The following is a 17,665-nucleotide window of genomic DNA, read 5'->3' on the forward strand; positions in this document are numbered from 1 at the left end:
ATCGGACCATATCAGTGCCCCGGAACGGCGCTCGGGCACGCAAATTGCTGATGGGCGGCCCGCCGCGATACATGAAGTAACGTGCGGTACTATTTCCGCCGCCGACCCGATACGGCGAATCTTTTGTCGCCCCAACGCCATGCCATCGAACACGAAAAATGACGACATGCCCGTTCACCTGGGCGTAGCCATACTGAGCGTCCTGATCTTCGCGATAGACATCGTCACGCCCATCGGCGTGGCCGTCTGGGTGTTCTACATGCTGCCGGTGGTGCTGAGCGTTTTCCAGCGCCACAAGTACGCGCCCCTGCTGATCGCCGCCCTGGAACTGGTGTTCATCATCGCCGGGACATTCCTGCCGCTGGGCGGGCATGTCCCGCTGCAGAACATCATGAACCGCACCTTCGGCGTGGTGACGCTGTTCGCCACGGGCTTGCTGGGCATGCAGGTGATCTCCGCCCGCCTGAAGGCGCAGGCGCTGATGTGGCTGCAGCAGGGCGAAACCGCGCTGGCGCAGGATCTGCTGGGCGAACAGAGCGTGCAGGACATCGGGCAGAATGCCCTGCGGGCGCTGGCGCGGGTGATGGACGCCCAGGTCGGCGCCCTGTACCGGCTGCAGCGCGGCGCCTTGTCCTGGGTCGGCGGCTACGCGCTGGAGCCGGGCGACGCCGCGGCAGCCACGTCCGGCCGCGGGATCGCCATGGAAGTGGCCACGCAGGGCCGGCCCATGGTGGTACGGGACCTGCCGGCGGACTATGTCCGCATCAATTCCGGCATCGGCGATGCCCCGCCCCGCACGCTGCTGGTCGCGCCGGTCGTCGCCGATGGCCGCACGCAGGGCGTGGTGGAACTGGGCTTCCTGCGCCATGAAGGCGACTTCGAACGCGAACTCGAGCTGCTGCGGGCCGCCGGCGAGGTCATCGGCATCGCCCTGCGCTCGGCCCTGTACCGCGAGCACCTGAAGGAGCTGCTGGAGGAAACGCAGCGCCAGAGCGAGGAACTGCAGACGCAGCAGGAAGAGCTGCGCGTGTCCAACGAGGAACTGGAAGAACAGGGCCGCGCGCTGCGCGAGTCGCAAAGCCGCCTGGAGCAGCAGCAGAGCGACCTGATGCAAAGCAATGCGCGGCTGGAAGAACACACTCAGCGGCTGGAACAACAAAAGCGCGAACTGCAGCAGGCCCGCGAGACGCTGGAGACCAATGCGCGCGAACTGTCCCGCGCCAGCCGGTACAAGTCGGAATTCCTGGCGAATATGTCGCACGAGCTGCGCACGCCGCTGAACAGCTCGCTGATCCTGTCGCAAATGCTGGCCGACCCGAAGTCGGCCAACCTGCCGGCGGCGGAAATCCAGCGCTATGCCCGCACCATCCACGCTTCCAATGCCGACCTGCTGACGCTGATCAACGACATCCTGGACCTGTCCAAGATCGAGGCCGGCCATGTCGACATGGCGCCGGAAGCGGTGTCGGCGGCCGGGGTACTGGAACCGATCCGCCAGATGTTCGAGCCGGTCGCGGCGGGTAAGCAGCTGGAATTTCGCATCGAGATCCAGCCGGGCGCGCCGTCGACCTATGTGACCGACGCCGCCAAGCTGCAACAGGTGCTGAAGAACCTGCTGGCGAATGCCTTCAAGTTCACCGAACGGGGCGAGGTCGTGCTGGAAGTCCATGGCAGCGGCGCGGACCGCGTGGCGTTTTCGGTGCGCGATACCGGCATCGGCATCCCGCCGCACCAGCAGGAAATCATCTTCGAGGCTTTCCGCCAGGCCGACGGCACGACCAGCCGCAAGTACGGCGGCACCGGACTGGGCCTGTCCATCTCGCGCGAGCTGGCGCGGCTGCTGGGCGGCGAGCTGCGCGTGACCAGCCAGGTCGGCGAAGGCAGCATTTTCACCGTGGAGATCGCCACGGACCTGCGCCGCCACCTGGCCACGCAGGAAAGCGCCATGCCGGGGGAAGCCGAGCGGGCGCCGGCACGCGAGGACGCAGCCGGGACGCTGACGGCCGCATCGGGCGCATCGGCTGCATCGGCCGCGCGCCGCGCGGCGGCCGCGGACCGGCCGGCCGGTCCCGCCCCGCGAGCCGGCGGTGTCGCCGGACGCGGCGGCGTGCCCCTGTCCGACCCGACGCCCCCGTCGGCGGGCGCCGCCCTGCCCGCCGCGACGCCACCCGGTATCGCCCTGTCCAAACCGGCGCGCGGCGACGTGCAGGAGCGCCGGCACGATCGCCTGGTGATGGTCATCGAGGACGACGAGCGCTTCGCCGATATCCTGTACGAGCTGTCGCACGAGCTCGGCTTCGACTGCGTGCTGGTTTCCCACGGCGGCGAGGCCGTGCGGCTGGCGCGCGAGCTGCGGCCCAGCGGCATCCTGCTGGATGTGGGCCTGCCCGACCAGTCCGGCCTGAGCGTGCTGGACCAGTTGAAGCACGATCCCGCCACCCGCCATATTCCCATCCACGTGGTCTCGGTGGCCGACCATATCCAGACCGCGCTGGAGCTGGGCGCCGTCGGCTATGCCCTGAAACCGGTGGCGCGCGAAGAGCTGGTGGAAGCCTTCAAGCGCGTGGAAGAAAAACTGCAAAGGCGCGCGCGCCGCCTGCTGGTGGTGGAGGACGATGCCGACCTGCGCGCCAGTATCTCGCTGCTGCTGCAGGCCGACGATATCGAGATCACCACCGCCGGCACGGTGGCCGAGGCGCTGGAACACCTGTCCGCGCGCACCTTCGACTGCATGGTGATGGACCTGATGCTGCCCGACGCCTCCGGCTACGAACTGCTGGAGCAAATGGGCGCGGGCCGCAAGTACGCCTTCCCGCCGGTCATCGTCTACACCGGCCGCGCCCTGACGCGCGACGAGGAACAGCGGCTACGCCGCTACTCGCGGTCCATCATCATCAAGGGCGCCAAATCGCCGGAGCGCCTGGTCGACGAGGTAACCCTGTTCCTGCACCGCGTGGAGGCCACCCTGCCCCCGGACCAGCAGAAGCTCCTGATGCAGGCGCGCCAGCGCGACATGGTGTTCGAAGGCCGCCGCATCCTGCTGGTCGAAGACGACGTGCGCAATATCTTCGCCTTGTCCAGCGTGCTGGAACCGCTGGGCGCCCAGCTGCTGGTGGCGCGCAACGGCCGCGAGGCGCTGGACGCGCTGCTGAAGGACGCGCAGGTGGATATCGTGCTGATGGACCTGATGATGCCGGAGATGGATGGCCTGACCGCCACCCGGGAAATCCGCAAGCGGCCGGAGCTGCGCGACCTGCCCATCATCGCGCTGACCGCCAAGGCCATGCAGGATGACCGCCGCAACTGCCTGGAAGCGGGCGCCAACGACTATATCGCCAAGCCTATCGACGTGGACAAGCTGGTGTCGCTATGCCGAGTGTGGATGCCCAAGTAAGCGCTCCCGCCGCCCTGGAGGCGCTCTTCGACCTGGAGCTCAAACTGTTGCTGGAAGGCGTGTTCCTGCGCTACCAGCACGATTTCCGCGGCTATGCGGTGGCCTCGATGCGCCGCCGCGTGCGGCAGGCCATGGCGCGCTTCGGCTGCGACACGGTCAGCCAACTGCAGGACATGGTGCTGCACCAGCCGGCGGTGTTCGCCCAGATGCTGCAGTATTTCACCGTGCAGGTCAGCGAGATGTTCCGCGATCCGGAGTACTTCCGCGCGGTCCGCGAGCACGTGGTGCCGGTGCTCAAGACCTATCCTTCGGTAAAGATCTGGGTGGCGGGCTGCAGCAGCGGCGAGGAAGTCTGGTCCCTGGCCATCCTGCTGGACGAGGAAGGCCTGCTGCCCCGCACGCTGATCTATGCCACCGATATCAATGCCGAGGCGCTGCGGCTGGCCGAAAGCGGTATCTACCCGGTGGACCGCATCGCCCAGTTCAGCCGCAACTACCGCGAAAGCGGCGGCACGCGCTCGCTATCGGACTACTACACATCCAATCTGCACGACGCGCGTTTCGACCGGCGGCTGCGCGAACATATCGTATTCGCCGACCACAGCCTGGCCACGGACAGCGTATTCTCGGAAGTCCACTTCATCTCGTGCCGCAACGTGCTGATCTACTTCAACCGCGAACTGCAGGACCGCGCGGCCCGGCTGTTCCATGAATCCCTGATACACCGCGGTTTCCTGGGACTGGGCACGCGCGAAAGCCTGCGTTTTTCGTCGCAATCCGGGCGTTTCGCCGAAGTGGCGCCGCGCCAGCGTATCTACCAGCGCCTATGATGCCGTCCAACCGCCCCGCGCTCTGGTTGCCCGAACTGGTCGCCATCGGCGCTTCCGCCGGCGGCGTGGATGCCATCGGCACCGTCCTGGAGGCGCTGCCCGCCGGCTTCCCCGCCGCCGTCGCCATCGTGCTGCACCTGCCCCCCGACCGGCACAGCCTGCTGCCGGAACTGTTCGGGGCGCGCTGCGCGCTGCCGGTCAAGGAAGTGGAGGACAAGGAATTCATCGTGCCCGGCATGGTCTATATCGCGGCGCCCGACTACCACATGCTGGTGGAGCCAGACCGCTCCTTCGCCCTGTCGCAGGACGATGCGGTCAATTTCTCGCGGCCCTCCATAGACCTGCTGCTGGAATCGGCCGCCAGCGCCTATCGCGAGCGCCTGCTTGGTATCGTACTGACCGGCGCCAGCGCGGACGGCGCCGCGGGCCTGGCGCGCGTGCGCGAACTGGGCGGCCAGGGCTGGGTCCAGGATCCGGACAGCGCCGACGCGCCGGAGATGCCGGCCAGCGCCATCGCACAGGCCGGGGCGGACCGCATCATGGACAAACTCACGCTGGCGCGCGCGCTGGCGAGCATGGGCAAAGACCCTAGAAAAAACGGGAACTCCGACCGTGAGTGAAAGCGTCAACATCCTGGTCGTCGACGACATCGAACAAAACCTGGTGGCGATCGAAGCGCTGCTGTCCAGGCCCGGCATCCATGTGCTGCAGGCCCGCTCGGGCGTGGAAGCGCTGGAGCTGCTGCTGGTGCACGAGGTGGCCCTGGCCCTGATCGACGTGCAAATGCCGCAGATGAACGGCTTCGAGCTGGCCGAGCTGATACGCGGCAGCGAGCGCACGCGCAGCGTGCCCCTGATTTTCCTGACGGCGGGCACCAAGGAGCGCGACGCCCACTTCCGGGGCTACGAGGCCGGCGCCGTGGACTTCCTGTACAAGCCGCTGGACAGCGACGTCCTGATCAGCAAGGTCAACGTCTTCGTGGAGATGCATAACCAGAAGAAGCTGATGGCCCGCCAGCTGGAGGAACTGCGGCAGGCCCTGACGCTGAACGAGATGTTCACGGCCGTGCTGGGCCACGACCTGCGCAACCCGCTATCGGCGGTGCTGCATGGATCCGAGCTGCTCCTGCGCGGTTCCACCGACCCCAAGGTGCTGACCAACGCGCAGCGCATCCGCTTCAGCGCCGGACGCATGGCGCGCATGGTGGAACAGCTGCTGGACGTCGCGCGCATCCGCTCCAACGGCCTGGCGCTGCAGCCGGTGGCGACGGACTACGGCAGCGTCTGCCGGGCCATCGTCGATGAAATCGCCGACCCGGCGCAGCGCGAACGCGTGCAGCTGCGGATAAGCGGCGACCCGCACGGCGAGATCGACGTCGACCGCTTTTCGCAGGTGATCTCCAACCTGCTGGGCAATGCCCTGCAACATGGCGACCCCGCCCATCCGGTGATCGTGGAGATCGATGGCGCGGCGCCGGCGCGCATCGCGGTGCGGGTGGCCAACCAGGGCGCCATCCCGGCGGACCAGCTGCCCAATCTGTTCAACCCCTTCCATGCCAGCCTGGAGAGCCGGGCATCGAAGAACGGGCTGGGACTGGGCCTTTATATCGTGAAGAAGTTCATCGACGCGCACGGCGGCACGGTGGAAGTCCGCTCCACCCGTGCCGAGGGCACGGTGTTCGAGATCCTCATGCCGCGCGCGTGCGACGGCGCCCCAGCCGAAGCAGTCGCTTGAAGCCCAGCCATTGCTGGGCCAGGAAGGTTTCCCCGTAGTCGCGGCCGCCGGCCTCGGGCAGCTGGTCGGCGATGCCGGTGGGGCCGAAGCCGCCGTCGAAGCGCGCGCTGCGGAACAGGATGTCCCAGATGGGGAAGATGACGGCGTAGTTGCTGCCCACGACCTTGCCCGTGGGCGTGGTTTCGTAGGCGATGCCGTGATGCTCGCGATGGAAGCGCGGGCTGACGATCAGGCGTTCCCCCAGCTTGCCGAAGTGCACGCGCAGATTGGCGTGGGAAAAGCTTTCCACCAATTGCAGGATGGCGACGATGGCCACGAACTGCGCCGGCGCCACGCCGATCAGCTGCGACACGATGACGATGACGACGTCGTGCAGCACGTCGTCCAGCAGGTGGTTGCGGTTGTCGCTCCACATGGTCATCTGGCGCTGGCTGTGGTGCACCGCATGCAGGGCCCACATCCATTCGACGTTGTGCTGCGCGCGGTGGTACAGGTATTCGACCAGGTCGAAGACCAGCAGGTAGATGGCCAGGCTGACCAGCGCGTTGTCGGTGACGCCGGGCCACAGGTTGTCCAGCTGGAAGGTGGGCAGGCCCCAGACGTGCAGGCTGCCGAAGATGCTGTCCCAGAAGGGATCGATGGCGAAGAACAGCGCCACGCGGAACAGGCCCAGGCGGTGGATGAGCGTGTACAGGATGTCCACGCGCACGGCGCGGCGGTCGGTGATGGCTTCCACGGGCCGCCAGCGCTGCAGCGGGCCGATCACGCAGACCAGCACGGCGATCTGCAGCAGGCCGGCGATCAGCCACAAGGTGGCGTCATAGGCGTCCTCGATGACGCTGGACAGGCCCAGCTTGTACAGCACGGGCTGGATCAGGTTTTCGAACAGCCCTTCCTGGGCCATGCCGATGAGATGATTGAACGTATCCATCGTGAACCGGGACTTGCGTTACTTGCTTGCGGGATGCGCCGCGATCCAGGCGCGGTAGGCGGGATGCTGGTCCATGGTGGCGAAGCAAAAGCCCTTGGCCTGCAATCCGGCGATAAGGGGTTCCAGGACGGCCGGCGCCCAGGGATCCTGGCGCGACCAGATGCCCAGGTGCGCCATCAGGATGTCGCCGGGCTTGATATCGGCCAGCGCGCGCGACAGCAGCGCCTGGTTGGGGTATTTGTCGCTGGGCAGTTCATCGCCCAGGAAACCGGCGGCGGACCAGCCCACGTGGCGATAGCCGCAGGCCTGCGCCGCCTTGAGCAGGGCCGGCGAGGTGCGGCCGCCCGGCGCGCGGAACAGCGGCAGCATGGCGTGGCCGGTCATCTGCTTGAAGCGCGCGGCGGACCGCTGCAGCTCGTCGCAGTACTGCGCGGCGCTCAGCACTTCGCGCTTGCCGGCTTGCGGGCCGAAGTCCGGACGCATCTGGAAGCGGCCGTCGGGCAGGTCTTTCTGCCAATGCACGTGATCGTAGGTATGGGAGCCGAACACATCGCCTTCGGCGACCCGGGCGCGCCACCAGGGGGCCCAATGGTCGTCCAGCGAGCTGCCGTCGGTCTGTGTGCGCTCGTTGGCCAGGAAGAACGTGACCTTGACGCCGTGGCGCTTGAGCACATCGGCGATGAGCGGCGCCACGCCCATATGCCCGGTATCGAAGGTCAGGTAGACGGGCTTGGCGCAAAGCGGCGCGGGCGCCGCCCCGGCGCCCGCGGCGATGGAAGCGGCCAGCAGGCCGCACACCGCGGCGGCGGCTTTCCTAGTGCATCGCGACATGATCGAGCGTCCACACGCCGTGCGGCGAACGGCCCACATTGACCTGCCGCACGACTTCTTTCTTGTCGATATCGATGAAGGTCAGCTTGCGCGCCCAGCGCGAGGTCACCAGCAGGGTCTTGCCGTCCGCCATCAGGTCCATGCAATCGGGACCGCCCGGCGCCGGATATTCCGCCACGACCTTCAGGTTCTTGAAGTCGATGCGGCTGATGGTGTTGGCCGCGCGGTTGCTGACGAAAATGTGCTGGCCGTCGCCCTGGACGCGGAAGGCGTGGGCGCCGGCATTGGTCTTGATGCGGGTGATCAGCCTGGGCTTGCCCGGGCTGGCCAGGTCGTAGGCTTCGACATAACTGTCGCCCGTGAGCGCCACCAGCATGACCTTGTCGCCGGGCACGATATAGACGTCCGCGGGGGTCTTGCCCACGGGCAGCGTCCAGCGCACCTGCTGCGTGGCAAGGTCGATGGCGATCACTTCGTCGCTATCCTGCAGGGAGACATAGGCGGTGGTGCTCTTGCTGTCGATGCCGATATGGCTGGGCGTCTTGCCGGCCGGGACGCGCTTCATCAGCTTGAGATCGAAGCCCTCGGCCCGGGGAACGTACTGATAGATATCGATATGGTCGAGTCGGTTCGCCGCCGTAACGAACCATTTCATATCAGGAGAAAAACGCAGCTGGTAGGGATCGACGATGCCCGTGATGGTGCGCTGGACCTGGCCGGTGCGCGGATCGAACAGCGTCAGCGAGTCGCCCACGGAATTGGCGACGATCAGGGATTTCTGGTCGGGCGAAAAATACAGGTGATGCGGTTCCTTGCCCGTGGGAATGCGGCGCAATTCCTTGAACGTGGCGGGATCGATCACGCTGACGTTGGCGTCCAGCGAATTGAGGACAAAGATCGGGTCGTCGTGGTGGGGTCGGGCGGCTTGCCCCTGGGCCTGGGCGGGCGCGATGAACGCGAGGCAGGCGGCGAACAGGGCGCCGCGGGCAAAAGACAGACGATTCAAAAGGGATCTCGCAGTATCGGTGAAAAGCGCCCTGAATTTTGACATAGGCGCCGCCATCGCGGCGCGAAGTTCGCGCCCGTTTTCACCGGCATCCGGGCCACCTCCGGCTACCGTGCGCGCGCGTTGTGCGCTCGCAACAAGCGGGCGACCGTAAAATGCCCGCTTCAGGCCACTCCCCCGTCGTCATGCCCTCCTCTTCCTTGCCGCCTCTTGCTCAGCTGTCCTGGACCGAGGCCGGCATCGCGCGCAGCGCCGACTGGCGGTCCGAGAATGGCATGCCGCCGCCGCGGCGGGTGATCGTCGCGGACGACAGCCTGACGGCCGATGCCGCCTACCGCCTGGCCTGCGAGGGCACCGCCCTGCTGTGGCGCGGCGACTTCCAGAACGCCCGCCAGCTGCTGCAAGCCATGGCGCGTCGCATCGACCGCCGGGCCCCGGCCCGCAAGCACGCCGACGCGGCGCCATTCCCCGAAGCCTTCCACCTGCATCGCCAGGCGCGGGCCCAGCGCGCGCGCACGCTGGGCATGCTGCTGGTGCCCTTCGACGCCGGCCATGTCATCCCGCTGCGGCGCGCGCCCGACGTGGCGCAAGCCTGCCAGGACGTATACGGCGCGGCCGACGCGCCCTATGTCGCGTCGCTGCGCGAGCTGCTGGGCCTGATCGGCGCGCGCCAGTGGCGCGAAAAAGGCGTGGAGATCCCGGCGCTGGGCGCACGCATCCATCCGCATTACGGGGTGTATTCCCCGGTACGCGGGGAATACCTGGACCTGCTGGCGCGGGCGCCGCTGCCGGACACGGCGCTGGCCTACGACATCGGCACCGGCACCGGCGTGATCGCCGCGCTGCTGGCGCGGCGCGGCGTGCGCCAGATCGTCGCCACCGACCAGGATGCGCGCGCGCTGGCGTGCGCCCAGGAAAACCTGGCGCGGTTGGGATGGTCGGATCGCGTACGGCTGGAGCGGGCCGACCTGTTTCCCGCCGGGCGCGCGCCGCTGGTGGTGTGCAACCCGCCCTGGGTACCGGCGCGCGCCACCGCCCCGGTCGAATACGCCGTCTACGACCCGGATTCGCGCATGCTGCGCGGCTTCCTGCAAGGCTTGCCCGGCCATCTCGCGGAAGGCGGCGAAGGCTGGCTGATCCTGTCCGACCTGGCCGAGCACCTGGGCCTGCGGACGCGCGAAGCACTGCTGGAATGGATAGCCCAGGCGGGGCTGGAGGTGGCGGGACGGCTGGACACCCGCCCCGTCCACGGCAAGGCCCGCGACGAGACCGATGCCCTGCATGCCGCGCGGGCGCGCGAAGTGACCTCGCTGTGGCGGCTGCGTGCGGCCGGCGCGGCGGTCCCGCGATAGCGCCCCGCGCTACAGCGTCCGCGCCGCCAGCGCCAGCGTGGCCACGATGGACACGCCCAGGATCGCCGCGCCCACGGTGCGGCGGCGGTTCAGGCCGGTCCAGAGCAGCACGCCCGTAATGGACAGCAGGATCATGCCGCCGGCAATGGTGTCCGCGATCAGGACCCAGGCGGCATTGACGCCGTTTGCCCGGTGCAGGTTTTCCAGGATGGCGAGCAGGCCCGGCTCCATGCGCCGGACATTGACCTGGCCCGCGCCTACCCAGTATTCCGCCTGCACGGTCAATTTGGGTGAACGGAACGCCAGCTGCCAGTGCTCCGGCTGCGTCAGCGCCTTGTCGCCCCAGGCGACCGGTTTGGCGGGCTCGCGCTGGATGCGCTCGGCGGGCCGGGGCAGTTTCAGTTCGGCCTGCAGCCACGCGGCCATGTCCTGCGGCGTCGCGGGCGCCGGTACGGGCACCGGCAATTGAAGCGTGGAGACCTGCGGCGCCCCGGTACCGATCTTCAGCACCGCGCGATGATTCTGAAAGAAGCCCGTCAGCCCGAACAGCAGGCCCAGCAGGGCGCCCCACAAACCGATCCAGCTGTGGGCCTTGCGCAGCCATTTCAGGAATACCCCGCGGCGGTGGGCCGCCGCGCGGGAAGAATCGTGGTCGCGCGAGGCGGCGGTGTCGGACGTCAGGATATGGCTCATGGATCTTTATAGGGGTATTGCCTGCGGGCCGCGGCGATCCCGCTCGCGGCCCAGGCGTTTTGAAAATGGTAATGATATTTGATCTCAGCCGCGTTCGCGCTTCCCGGCGACAGCCGATGCGCGATCCGTTGCCGGCGCGAGACGCTCCGGCTCCGGACGCGGCACGGGAAATATCGGGACCAGATTAAGATGGCGTATACGGACCGTCAGCCGAGATCGCAGCATGACGGCAGCCATTCCACCGTGAGAGGAGCACATCGTGACCGACGTATTCGACCCGGCCCCGGCGGCCGCGCTGCTGGCGCAGGCCTGGCAAGAAGGACGCCAGCTGAGCGAGATTCCCGAGGACATCCGCCCGCGCAACCTGACCGAGGGCTACGCGCTGCAGGATGCCTTCATCAAGACCTACGCCGACCGGACCGGCGACCGCGGCGCGGGGTGGAAGCTGGGGGTGGGCAGCGCGGCGGCGATGCAGGCCGCCGGCACGGACCGTCCCCTGGTCGGCCGCGTACTGGCCGGCCATCGCTATGACGACGGCGCCACCGTGCGCGTCCTGTGCCAGGCGCCCATCACCGTGGAGTTCGAAATCGCCTTCGTGCTGGGACGCGATATTTCCCCCGGCGCGGCGCCGGCCGATCCCATGCAGGCGGTGGCCTCGACGCATATCGCCTTCGAACTGGTGCTATCGCGCTTCATCAACCGGCGCGCGGTGGGCTGGCCCAGCTTCGTGGGCGACAGCGTGGGATTCGAGGCCTCTATCCTGGGCCCGCAGATCGACGCGGCGGCGATCCAGCGCGGCGTGGCTTCCGTGGCGGTAGAGGCCAACGGGCAGGCCATGGGCGGCGGGCTGAGCGGCGACGACGGCATCGAGCCCGTCCAGATGCTGCGCTATCTGTTCGAACACGCCTGTTACCACGGCCTGACGCTGCGCGCGGGCGATGTCGTGACCACGGGCGCCGTCGCGCAGCCCTTCGACATCGCGCCCGGCAAGACGACGCTGGGCGCGCGCTTCCTGGGCCGCACGTTGACGGCGCAGGTGGTCCCCGCCCAGGACTGATCCGCGCGCGTGGAAATCAGGGCGCCGGCGGCGCGCCCAGGGCGCCCAGGATACGCCGCTTCAAATCCAGCAGATCGCCGGCCAGCGCCGCCGCCACATCCGGCGGCGGTTCGCCGGTGGCGACGCTGATGTTCAGCGCATAGATGGCGCCGTTGTCCAGGACCAGCGGCGTCGATACCGCCACCACCGCCGGCTGCCAGGCGGCGTGGCAATAGCCCACGGCCCGCACGCTGGCGCGCGCGGCGTCGATTTCCTGGGCCAATGCCTGGCCATGGCCGGGCCGCCGCCGCATCATGGCGGCGATCCAGGCGGCGCGCGCCGCGTCCGGCAACGCGGCCAGGTAGGCGCGCCCCAGCGAGGTCAGCTCGATGGGCACGCGCTGGCCCGCGACCACGCTGCGCAGCGAGACCTTGCGGCTATAGCGCACCGATTCCAGGTAGACCATATCGTCGCCGTCGGCCACGGCGATCCCCACATTGATCCGGCGCGCCTGCGCCAGTTCGCGCATCCATGGCGCGGCCACTTTCAGGACCGGCGACCCGCTGCGCATGGCGTGGGCCAGGCTGAGTACCGGGGCGCCCAGCCGGTAGGCCCGCAGCGCCGGTTCGTATTGCAGGAAACCGGTGCGCACCAGGGTCTGCGTCAGGCGGCTGACCGTGGCGCGGGACAGCCCGGTGCGTTCGGCCAGCTCGCCGTTGCCCAGCACTTCCAGCCCGGGACGGAAGGCGCGCAGCAGCGCGATACCGCGTTCCAGGGAACGGTTGGCCGGCGCGCCGTCGGGCACGCGGCGGGAAGCGGCGGGGGAAACCGCCGGAGCGATGGGGCGCGAACGCGGCATGGCGATATCCTGTTCATTTCCACCAGATGGAAATATGTGCGGGCCGGGCGCGACATTGTCACCTAAACTGCCCGCATCGCAAAGACGATCGCGCCCAGCCGCCATCTCCTTCCCCGCGGCGACTCCCCCGGCTTTTCGCGGGCGCGTGCCTGGAGACACCCCATGGACATTTCCCTGCCTTTCTCGCGGCGCCGTGCCGCCGCGCTTGCCGCCTGCTGCCTGGCCCTGGCCGGCCTGGCCGCGCCCGCCGCCCGCGCGGCATTTCCGGAACGCCCCATCCGCCTGGTGGTGCCTTTCCCGCCCGGCGGCGGCACCGACCTGGTGGCGCGCCAGCTGGCCGAAGGGATGACGCAGAACCTGGGCCAGACGGTGGTCGTGGAAAACCGCGGCGGCGGCAGCACCATCATCGGCACCGAAGCCGTGGCCAAGGCGCAGCCGGACGGCTATACCCTGCTGCTGGCCACCTTCGCCCACGCCGTCAACCCGGCGCTGCACAAGAAGCTGCCCTACTCCACCTTCGATGCCTTCGCTCCCGTGGCGCTGATCGGCCGTTCGCCCAATGTGCTGGTGGTATCGCCCAAGGCGCCCTTCAAGACGGTGCAGGAGCTGCTGGCCTATGCCCGCGCGCATCCGGGCAAGCTGACCTTCGGCTCCTACGGCAACGGCACCTCGGCCCACCTGGCCGGCGAAATGTTCAAAAGCCTGGCGCGCGTCGACATGGTGCACGTGCCGTATCGCGGCTCCGGCCCCGCCCTGACGGACCTCATGGGCGGGCAGATCGACCTGATGTTCTCGACGGTGTCCAGCGTGGCCCAACTGGTGAAGAACGGCCAGTTGCGCGCGCTGGCTGTTACCTCGGCGCAGCGTTCCCCCTCGCATCCCGACTGGCCCACCGTGGCGGAGTCCGGCGTGCCTGGCTATGTGGTGGAAAGCTGGTACGGCGTGTACGCGCCCGCCGGCACGCCGGCCGACGCCATCGCGCGCCTGAACGCGGCCTTGAAGGTCGCCGTGCAAGGTGCGGGCTTCCGCCGCAACGTGGAGGAAGAAGGCCTGCGTATCGACGTCGGCGACCCGCGGCAGCTGGACACCTTCGTGCGCGGCGAAGCGCAGCGCTGGGAAAAAATCATCAAGGACGCCGGCATCGCCGAACAATAAACACCTGGAGCAACCATGCAGAACCCCACCCTACACATGCAGGTCGACGACGGCGTGGCCGTCATCACGCTGAACCGTCCGGAAGTGCGCAACGCCCTGGACGACGCCATGCGCCAGGAATTCATCGCCATGCTGGACCAGGTGACGCGCGATAGCGCCATCCGGGCGCTGGTGCTGACGGGCGCCGGCAAGGCCTTCTGCGCCGGCGGCGATATCCGCGGCATGCGCGAACGCATGGCGGCCCCGGTCGGCCAGATCGCCTTCAATGGATGGAGCCGCCAGCAGCGCACGCACCACGCCGTGGCCGCGCTGCACAACCTGACCAAGCCCACCGTCGCCGCCGTCAACGGCGCCGCGACGGGCCTGGGCTGCGACCTGGCCCTGTGCTGCGATTTCGTGATGGCCGCCGACACGGCCACCTTCGCGATGACCTATATCCTGCGCGGCCTGATTCCCGATGGCGGCGGCATGTATTTCCTGCCGCGCCGGGTGGGCCTGCAGCGCGCCAAGGAACTGATCTACACCGGGCGCACGGTATCGGCCGAGGAAGCCCACGCGCTGGGCATGGCCGACCGCATGGCGCCGGCCGGCGAACTGCTGCGGCAGGCCACCGACTGGGCCCGGGCGCTGGGCGCCGGCGCCGGCCCCGCGCTGGCGCTGAGCAAGACCATCCTGAACCAGACCTTCGAACTGACCGCCGAACAGGTCTTCCAGATGGGCAGCCAGGCGCAGGCCATCTGCTACACCACCGAACAGCACCAGGCCTCCGTGCAGGCCTTCCTGGACAAATCCGCCAAAAAGGGCTGAACCATGGACGCCATCGACACCCTGCTCCACCCGCGCAGCATCGCCGTCATCGGCGCCTCGGCGGACGCCACCAAGACGGCCGGCCGGCCCATCGCCTATCTGCAGAAGCACGGCTACGCGGGCACCATTTATCCGGTCAATCCGCGCGCCGGGCAGGTGGCGGGGCTGGCCTGCTATCCCGACATCGAGAGCCTGCCGGGCGTTCCCGACGTCGGCCTGGTGCTGGTGGCGCCCGACCGCGCCATCGAGGCCGTGGGCGCGCTGAGCCGGCGCGGCACGCCGGCCGCCATCGTGCTGGCCAGCGGCTTCAGCGAAACCGGCGAGACCGGGGCGCGCCGCCAGCAGGCGCTGAAGGAAGCGGCCGGTGGCATGCGCCTGCTGGGCCCCAACACCATCGGCCTGGTCAACCTGACCGACCGCATCATGCTGTGCGCCAGCGGCGCGCTGGAAATGGAATCCCTGCAAGGCGGCGGCATCGCCGTGGTGTCGCAAAGCGGCGGCATCCTGGGCTCGCTGCTCTCGCGCGCGGCCGCCGCGGGGCTGGGCTTTTCCAAGCTGGTGTCCACGGGCAATGAAGTGGACCTGGAAGCCGCGGACTTCGTCGAGCACCTGGCCGACGACCCGGCCACGCGCGTGATCGCCCTGTACATGGAAGGCCTGCGCAACCCGGAGAAATTCCGCCACGCGGCCCTGAAGGCGGCGCGGGCCGGCAAGCCCGTGGTCGTCTACAAGGTGGGCCGTTCGGAGTCGGGCGCGCGTTCGGCGGCGTCGCATACCGGCGCCCTGGCGGGCGAGGACCGCGTCTACGACGCGCTGTTCCGCCAGGTGGGCGCCATCCGCGCGCAAAGCTTCGCCGACCTGATCGATATCCCGGCCGCGCTGGCCACCGGACGGCGGCTGCGCGGCAAGCGCATCGCCATCCTGACCTCCACGGGCGGCGCCGGCACCCTGGTGGCCGACAGCCTGGGCGTGGCCGGCTTCGAGACGCCGCCGCCCGGCCCCCGGACCGCGGCGCGCCTGCGCGACCTGCAAAAGAACGACCAGATCGTGCTGGATCGCAACCCGATCGACGTCACCCTGGCCGGCCTGCAGCCGGATCTGCTGCGCAGCACCATCGCCACGCTGCTGGACAGCCCGGATTACGACGCCGTCATCACGGTGGTGGGATCCTCCGCCCTGGCCCAGCCTACCCTGGCGGCCGGCGCCATCGCCGCCTCGCTGGACCAGAGCGACAAGCCGGTGCTGGCCTACGTCAGCCCCTATGCGCCGACGGTACTGGCCAATGTCAACCGCGCCGGCGCGCCGGCCTTTACGGCGCCGGAAAGTTTCGCGCCGGTACTGTCCGCCATGCTGGTGCGCGGCGCGTCCGCCGACGCGGCCGCGGCCCCGGCCGATGCCGGTACGGCCGGCTCGCCGGCGGGCACGACGCCTGGCGGCGCGTCGGGCGCCCCCGCCGACCTGCCGTCCGGCTCGCTGAACGAAGCCCAGGCGCGCGCCCTGTTCGCCCGCTACGGCATTCCTTCGGTAAGCGAGCGCACGGTGGCGGACGCGGCCCAGGGCCGTCGCGAGGCGCAGGCCTTCGACCGCCCCGTGGTCCTGAAAGTGCTGTCCAGCCGCATCACCCACAAGACCGAGGCGGGCGGCGTCGCCGTGGGCGTGGCGCCGCAGGCCGTCGGCGAGGCCATCGAGGCCATGGCCGCCCGCGTGCGCGAGCGCACCGGCATCGAGCCGGAAGGCTATCTGTTGCAGGAGATGGCATCCGGGGTGGAAATGATCGTGGGCGTGCATCGCGATCCGCAGCTGGGACCCACCCTGCTGCTGGGCCTGGGCGGCGTCACCGCCGAACTGTTCCAGGACACCGCGCTGAGCCTGCTGCCCGTGGACCGCGCCACCGTGCGCGACATGCTGCGTTCGCTCAAATCGTGGCCCCTGCTGGACGGCTATCGCGGCCGCCCCAAGGCCGACGTCCGGGCCCTGGAGGACGCGGTGTTGAATTTCGCCGCGATGGCGGGGCAACTGGGCGACCGCCTGGTGGAAGCCGAAATCAATCCGCTGTTCGTCCAGGAGGAAGGCCGCGGCGTGCGCGCGGCCGACGGTGTCGCGATTTTGAAATAAGGGCGCCGGCCCCGGCCGATACCATCGGCCAAACTCTTGGTGTACCTTACTGCGGTGCTGCGCGATTTTCCGCGCAGCTTCATCGCATAAGGAGCGCCTGACGCATGAAGCCCGGCATACTGGCCATCGACATCGGCGGCACCGGCCTGAAGGCTGCCGTCATCAACGAAAAAGGCCAGATGCTGGCCGAGCGCGTGCGCGTGCCCACCCCGCATCCCTGCCCGCCCAAGGTCCTGCTGGAAAACGTCAAGCGCATGACGGCGGACCTGCCCGCCTTCGACCGCATCTCCATCGGCTTTCCGGGCGTGGTGCGGGATGGCAAGGTGCTGACGGCGCCCAATCTGGATACCTCGCTGTGGGCCGGATTCCCGCTGCGCCAGGCCATTTCGCGGACCTTCGGCAACAAGCCCGCCCATTTGCTGAACGACGCCGATATGCAGGGCCTGGGGCTGGTCAGCGGGCGCGGGCTGGAATTCGTCGTGACGCTGGGCACCGGCGTGGGCACCGCGCTGTTTCGCGACGGCGACCTCATGCCCCACATGGAGCTGGCCCATCACCCCATACACAAGAACAAGACCTACGACGAATACCTGGGCGAAGCAGAGCGTAAAACCCTAAGCAAAAAGCAATGGAACCGGCGGGTCAGGCGGGCGCTCGAATTGATCGAGATGCTATTCATGCCCGACCGCATTTATATCGGCGGCGGCAATGCCGCGCGGCTGGAACTGGCCGCGGACGATCATATCGTGATCGGTTCCAACGACGCGGGCCTGGAGGGCGGCGCCGCCCTATGGCGCAAGGCGCGCGCGACCCCGGGCGGACGCTCATGAACGGCCCCTGACCGACGCCGCCGCGCCGCGGCCGGGCGCCCTGCCCGGCCGCGGCCCCCACGCCCCTGGCCCGCCGGCGGCCATGCGGGCAC

15 protein-coding genes are annotated in these 17,665 nt (G+C 68.8%); 10 read left to right on the plus strand and 5 right to left on the minus strand.

What is annotated here, in order from left to right:
* The first annotated feature begins 166 nt into the window (after positions 1-166).
* The 4 genes from BAU06_RS20760 to BAU06_RS20775 are packed head-to-tail and all read left to right on the plus strand — an operon-like array spanning position 167 to position 5,958.
* On the plus strand, positions 167-3,394 hold the full coding sequence (locus BAU06_RS20760; RefSeq protein ID WP_066354751.1) for a hybrid sensor histidine kinase/response regulator: 3,228 nt from the start codon (positions 167-169) through the stop codon (positions 3,392-3,394).
* Positions 3,370-4,224 (plus strand): CheR family methyltransferase, encoded by an 855-nt coding sequence (locus tag BAU06_RS20765; RefSeq protein ID WP_066354755.1) that lies wholly within the window; start codon positions 3,370-3,372, stop codon positions 4,222-4,224. The genes BAU06_RS20760 and BAU06_RS20765 overlap by 25 nt, the downstream gene beginning before the upstream one ends.
* Entirely contained in the window at positions 4,221-4,844 is a 624-nt protein-coding gene (locus BAU06_RS20770; protein ID WP_066354760.1) for a chemotaxis protein CheB, read from the plus strand. The genes BAU06_RS20765 and BAU06_RS20770 overlap by 4 nt, the downstream gene beginning before the upstream one ends.
* On the plus strand, positions 4,837-5,958 hold the full coding sequence (locus BAU06_RS20775) for a hybrid sensor histidine kinase/response regulator (protein WP_066354763.1): 1,122 nt from the start codon (positions 4,837-4,839) through the stop codon (positions 5,956-5,958). The genes BAU06_RS20770 and BAU06_RS20775 overlap by 8 nt, the downstream gene beginning before the upstream one ends.
* Here BAU06_RS20775 and BAU06_RS20780 read toward each other — a convergent pair.
* From BAU06_RS20780 to BAU06_RS20790, 3 genes are read right to left on the minus strand one after another with little or no spacing between them, the layout of a single operon-like run.
* A complete protein-coding gene (locus BAU06_RS20780) occupies positions 5,912-6,889 on the minus strand; it encodes a sterol desaturase family protein (RefSeq protein WP_066354767.1) in 978 nt (325 codons plus the stop codon). The two genes, BAU06_RS20775 and BAU06_RS20780, sit on opposite strands and share 47 nt — an antisense overlap.
* An 18-nt stretch (positions 6,890-6,907) precedes the next feature.
* Positions 6,908-7,720, minus strand: coding sequence for a polysaccharide deacetylase family protein (locus BAU06_RS20785; protein ID WP_066354771.1), 813 nt, complete (start codon positions 7,718-7,720; stop codon positions 6,908-6,910).
* Positions 7,704-8,726: a YVTN family beta-propeller repeat protein gene (locus BAU06_RS20790; RefSeq protein ID WP_415834918.1), complete on the minus strand. Its 1,023-nt coding sequence runs from the start codon at positions 8,724-8,726 to the stop codon at positions 7,704-7,706. Before BAU06_RS20790 ends, BAU06_RS20785 begins: the two co-directional genes overlap by 17 nt.
* A 185-nt stretch (positions 8,727-8,911) precedes the next feature.
* Here BAU06_RS20790 and BAU06_RS20795 point away from each other — a divergent pair, with 185 nt between their 5' ends.
* A complete protein-coding gene (locus BAU06_RS20795) occupies positions 8,912-10,078 on the plus strand; it encodes a methyltransferase (protein ID WP_066354774.1) in 1,167 nt (388 codons plus the stop codon).
* Between the two features lie 9 nt (positions 10,079-10,087).
* On the opposite strand, the gene BAU06_RS20800 is transcribed toward BAU06_RS20795, so the two are convergent.
* A complete protein-coding gene (locus BAU06_RS20800) occupies positions 10,088-10,771 on the minus strand; it encodes a PepSY-associated TM helix domain-containing protein (RefSeq protein WP_066354777.1) in 684 nt (227 codons plus the stop codon).
* A gap of 259 nt (positions 10,772-11,030) precedes the next feature.
* Here BAU06_RS20800 and BAU06_RS20805 point away from each other — a divergent pair, with 259 nt between their 5' ends.
* A complete protein-coding gene (locus BAU06_RS20805; RefSeq protein WP_082988375.1) occupies positions 11,031-11,828 on the plus strand; it encodes a 2-keto-4-pentenoate hydratase in 798 nt (265 codons plus the stop codon).
* A 16-nt stretch (positions 11,829-11,844) separates the two neighbouring features.
* Here BAU06_RS20805 and BAU06_RS20810 read toward each other — a convergent pair whose 3' ends face one another.
* A complete protein-coding gene (locus BAU06_RS20810; protein ID WP_082993770.1) occupies positions 11,845-12,666 on the minus strand; it encodes an IclR family transcriptional regulator in 822 nt (273 codons plus the stop codon).
* A 162-nt stretch (positions 12,667-12,828) separates the two neighbouring features.
* On the opposite strand from BAU06_RS20810, the gene BAU06_RS20815 reads away from it, so the two are divergent.
* From BAU06_RS20815 to BAU06_RS20830, 4 genes are all read left to right on the plus strand, one after another.
* A complete protein-coding gene (locus BAU06_RS20815) occupies positions 12,829-13,821 on the plus strand; it encodes a tripartite tricarboxylate transporter substrate binding protein (protein ID WP_066354782.1) in 993 nt (330 codons plus the stop codon).
* A gap of 15 nt (positions 13,822-13,836) precedes the next feature.
* Positions 13,837-14,628, plus strand: a complete 792-nt coding sequence (locus BAU06_RS20820) for an enoyl-CoA hydratase/isomerase family protein (protein ID WP_197509349.1) — start codon at positions 13,837-13,839, stop codon at positions 14,626-14,628.
* Between the two features lie 3 nt (positions 14,629-14,631).
* A complete protein-coding gene (locus BAU06_RS20825) occupies positions 14,632-16,743 on the plus strand; it encodes an acetate--CoA ligase family protein (protein WP_066354791.1) in 2,112 nt (703 codons plus the stop codon).
* A 104-nt stretch (positions 16,744-16,847) separates the two neighbouring features.
* Positions 16,848-17,573, plus strand: coding sequence for an ROK family protein (locus BAU06_RS20830; protein WP_066354797.1), 726 nt, complete (start codon positions 16,848-16,850; stop codon positions 17,571-17,573).
* The last annotated feature ends 92 nt before the right edge of the window (positions 17,574-17,665 follow it).

The organism is Bordetella bronchialis (assembly GCF_001676705.1).
In the GTDB taxonomy this organism is placed as follows: domain Bacteria; phylum Pseudomonadota; class Gammaproteobacteria; order Burkholderiales; family Burkholderiaceae_B; genus Bordetella_C; species Bordetella_C bronchialis.

What these genes read in the sequence shown, in the direction of transcription:
- BAU06_RS20760 (WP_066354751.1), top strand. Translation starts at nt 167, where the DNA reads ATGCCCGTTCACCTGGGCGTAGCCATACTGAGCGTCCTGATCTTCGCG.
- BAU06_RS20765 (WP_066354755.1), top strand. Translation starts at nt 3,370, where the DNA reads ATGCCGAGTGTGGATGCCCAAGTAAGCGCTCCCGCCGCCCTGGAGGCG.
- BAU06_RS20770 (WP_066354760.1), top strand. Translation starts at nt 4,221, where the DNA reads ATGATGCCGTCCAACCGCCCCGCGCTCTGGTTGCCCGAACTGGTCGCC.
- BAU06_RS20780 (WP_066354767.1), bottom strand. Translation starts at nt 6,889, where the DNA reads ATGGATACGTTCAATCATCTCATCGGCATGGCCCAGGAAGGGCTGTTC.
- BAU06_RS20785 (WP_066354771.1), bottom strand. Translation starts at nt 7,720, where the DNA reads ATGTCGCGATGCACTAGGAAAGCCGCCGCCGCGGTGTGCGGCCTGCTG.
- BAU06_RS20795 (WP_066354774.1), top strand. Translation starts at nt 8,912, where the DNA reads ATGCCCTCCTCTTCCTTGCCGCCTCTTGCTCAGCTGTCCTGGACCGAG.
- BAU06_RS20800 (WP_066354777.1), bottom strand. Translation starts at nt 10,771, where the DNA reads ATGAGCCATATCCTGACGTCCGACACCGCCGCCTCGCGCGACCACGAT.
- BAU06_RS20810 (WP_082993770.1), bottom strand. Translation starts at nt 12,666, where the DNA reads ATGCCGCGTTCGCGCCCCATCGCTCCGGCGGTTTCCCCCGCCGCTTCC.
- BAU06_RS20815 (WP_066354782.1), top strand. Translation starts at nt 12,829, where the DNA reads ATGGACATTTCCCTGCCTTTCTCGCGGCGCCGTGCCGCCGCGCTTGCC.
- BAU06_RS20820 (WP_197509349.1), top strand. Translation starts at nt 13,837, where the DNA reads ATGCAGAACCCCACCCTACACATGCAGGTCGACGACGGCGTGGCCGTC.
- BAU06_RS20825 (WP_066354791.1), top strand. Translation starts at nt 14,632, where the DNA reads ATGGACGCCATCGACACCCTGCTCCACCCGCGCAGCATCGCCGTCATC.
- BAU06_RS20830 (WP_066354797.1), top strand. Translation starts at nt 16,848, where the DNA reads ATGAAGCCCGGCATACTGGCCATCGACATCGGCGGCACCGGCCTGAAG.